The 2,903-nt window shown below is 65.8% G+C and carries 3 protein-coding genes; all 3 read right to left on the bottom strand.

Going from position 1 to position 2,903, the window contains the following annotated elements:
• Window positions 1-1,311: AAA family ATPase (locus tag ACYP5B_RS50695; RefSeq protein ID WP_459575033.1), on the bottom strand; the 1,311-nt coding region annotated here is incomplete at its 3' end.
• The gene (locus ACYP5B_RS50690) at window positions 1,299-1,817 is read right to left on the bottom strand and encodes a hypothetical protein (RefSeq protein WP_276286064.1); all 519 of its coding nucleotides are present in this window, start codon (window positions 1,815-1,817) and stop codon (window positions 1,299-1,301) included. The genes ACYP5B_RS50690 and ACYP5B_RS50695, both read right to left, overlap by 13 nt.
• Before the next feature lie 161 nt (window positions 1,818-1,978).
• On the bottom strand, window positions 1,979-2,903 hold a 925-nt coding region (locus ACYP5B_RS50685), incomplete at its 5' end, for a metallophosphoesterase family protein (RefSeq protein ID WP_459575031.1).

Here is a 2,903-nt window from a genome sequence, read left to right as displayed (position 1 = left end):
GTAGCTGGTCCGCAGATCCTTCACGAGGATGACCTGCTCGGCCAGCTTGCCCTTGGCGTCACGCGCCTGCGCGAGCAACGGGCAGGTGCTGTGCATGGGATCGGCCCGGCATGGCACCGTCTCAATGACATCGGCCTGGCCTTTCAACGAGGTGGCGAACTGGGCGGCGGACCTTCCGCGCGCTTCCAGCCCCTGCAACTCAGTCGAAAGCGCGGCATGCTGTGCCTGCTGCGCATCCGACCGGCTCAATGCCTGCTGCTTCGTGGCGAAGTCACCCTGCTTCTGGCCAATGGTCATCTGCAAGGCGTCGCGCTGCTCGGCGGCCGCGAGGATCGCTGGCCCTTCGGCCAGCATCAGCTTGCGGCTGGCGATCAGCTGCTCCAACTCCCGGCGCCGCGTGGCAGCGCGGGTGGCCGCAACACGCTGATCAGCATCCAACTGCCGCCGGCGCGCTCCCAGTTCGGTTTCCCGATGCCTGAGTTCGCGCAGACGCGCGTCGGTGGCCGCACTCGCACTTTGCTTGGCTGCCAGAGTCGCTCGCTCCTGCAGGAGCTTCGCGCCATCGGCAGTCTTCGCATCGCGGTCACTCCGGGCCCCGATCAAGGCCTCGTCGGTTAGACCAATGTCCCGTGCCAACTGGCCCGCCCGCTCACGTTGAGCGGACAAGCCGACCAGGTCGCGCTGCAGGGTGTCCAGATGCCGGCCCAGCCCCTTTGCAACCTCGCCGGCCTTGGCCGACAGATCACGCAGGTGGTCGATGCCCAGCAACTCGGCAAGCAGCTTCTTGATCTCGCCGGCCTGGTAGCTGGCGATCGGGCGCCGGTTCTGCGCCGAAAACACGCTGGTGAAGAACGCTTCGGGCGAGCCTAACACCGCCTCGATGCAGCGGTTGTAGGTATCCGCCTTGCCGTCCGACAGCGTGCCGTCGGGCAGTTGCAGCGGTACCCAGTCGCCGTTGGCGCCCTTCTGGAACAGGTAGTACTCGGCCTTGCGGCTCTTGCCGGGATTGCGGAACGCGAACGCCGAACGGTACTGCTTGCCGGCGTGCTCCCATTCCAGATCCTTCTCGCCACGGGTGCCACAGAGGTGATCCCAGTAGGAGAACGCATCCGCGGACATTTTCGAGGCGTGGCTCGGCATGATCGGATACGGGTGCAGGTTGTCCATCAGCGTGGTTTTGCCGGCACCGTTAGGGCCGACCAGCGCGATCAGCCCAGTGGGCAGGTTCGCGAGGTCGAGCGTCACGCTGTCGCGCTTCATGCCGTCCCGGACGCCGTGGAACCCGGTCAAGGTGAGTTTCAGCGGGCGCATTCGGACACCTCCGCACCAGTCATGGAAGCCAGGTAATCGGCGGGCAGCTCCATCACATCGCCGTCGTAGAACGGCATGTCTGGGGCCACCGCGGCGGCATCCCGCTCGGGCAGACCCGCCAACGCACGCTCCAGGGAGCGCACGGCGGCGGCGAACTGCTGGCGGGCCAGCGCGATCACGTCCGGCCAAGCGGTGCAGCCACAGAGCGCCCTGAGTTCCAGCGCGCTCCACTGGCTGGCATAGCCATGCGAGAACGACCAGAGCAGGTTCTGCATCTCCAGCGACGGTGTCACTTCGTACCAGTGCTGGTCGTCCGCGGCGTGTACCGCGAGGACCAACAGATGGTCGCGCTTGGCGATCACCGTGCCGCGCCCTGCGCCGAATGGCTGGAACAGGGTGCTGCGGGTGAAGCCGTGCGCGTCCGCAAGGCGAGAGGCCAGTGTAGACGCGCCTAGTGCGGTTTCAAACGTGTGGGCCCAGTCCGGGCCAGCAGGGTAAAGCATCATGATGCACTCCAAAGGAGACCGAGTGCATTCCCGGACGGGATGCACCCGTCAGGGGTCAATGAGATGAAACAACGGTCGATGCGTCCGAAGGACGCGGGGTAAAACGATGTTTCGACAGCCCCGGAGGGCTCTCGGAACATGGCTTTGGCCACGTTCAAGGGTTAGGCGGCGGCTTCCGCAAACAGGTCGTCGCTGAGCCAGTCCATCGCCGCGGGCGGCGCGCTGGGTTGCCTAGCAATGGGCACGGGAACCTCAATCTTTTCCGGCATGAGTGCCGTAACAGGCTCCGATGGCATCTGCATCGACAGCGCGGCGGGAGCCGCGACCACCGATGGCTTGCCTGCGTTTTCCAGTTGCTGCAGCACCGGGTCCGCGATGGCCTGCGGGTCCGCGTGCTCGAGCATCGACAGACGATCCAGCAACGGGTTGGTATCGACATGGGTCAGTTCCCCCCATCGCGTGATCTTCTCCGACAGGCTGGCGGCGCGGCTGATGCCTTCGGCGCGGCTACGGACGGCAGGCAAAACCCGACCTTCCAGCTTCACCTCGGTCGCCTTGAGGAACAAAGCGCCGATGGCGTCCCGATCGACCACCTGGCGGTGCTCTTCGTCGACGACCCAGCGGATGCGCACGAACTTGTCCGACGCCTCGGCGGCGACGCGAGCCAGCTCCGCCATGTCTGGCGGGCCGTCGAAGTCAATGCACAGTGTCTCGCGAGCGGGCGTCACAATGGGCGTGGTTTCGGCCTGCCCCGGCGCGACGCGCCATTGCAGGTAGGTCTTGTCACCGATTTCCCCATAGTGGAAGCGCCCGATCGAACCCGGATACGCCACCAGCCGGCCCTCGCGATCCCATTGCTGGGCGCGGTGGATGTGACCGAGCATGAAGCCGTCGCATTCCGCATCGAACAGCGCTCCGATGGTGAATTCGTGATCGAATCCGGCCATTGGCACACCGTGCTCGGTCTGGCAGCCGTTGACGGTGCCGTGCGAGATGCCCATCGTCCGAATGCCGCGAGCACGCAACGTGCGGTTCACGGAGCCAGCGGCGTGCAGGTAGGCGGCCAGATGGTCGCCGACTGCGGTT

It is taken from the genome of Cupriavidus sp. 8B, assembly GCF_054589115.1.
The sequence above is the reverse complement of the archived record's forward strand: the minus strand, read 5'-3'. Positions and strand labels throughout refer to the sequence as shown.

Bases quoted from the DNA above. Each gene is read 5' to 3' on its own strand.
- ACYP5B_RS50690 (WP_276286064.1), bottom strand. From the start codon at position 1,817: ATGATGCTTTACCCTGCTGGCCCGGACTGGGCCCACACGTTTGAAACC.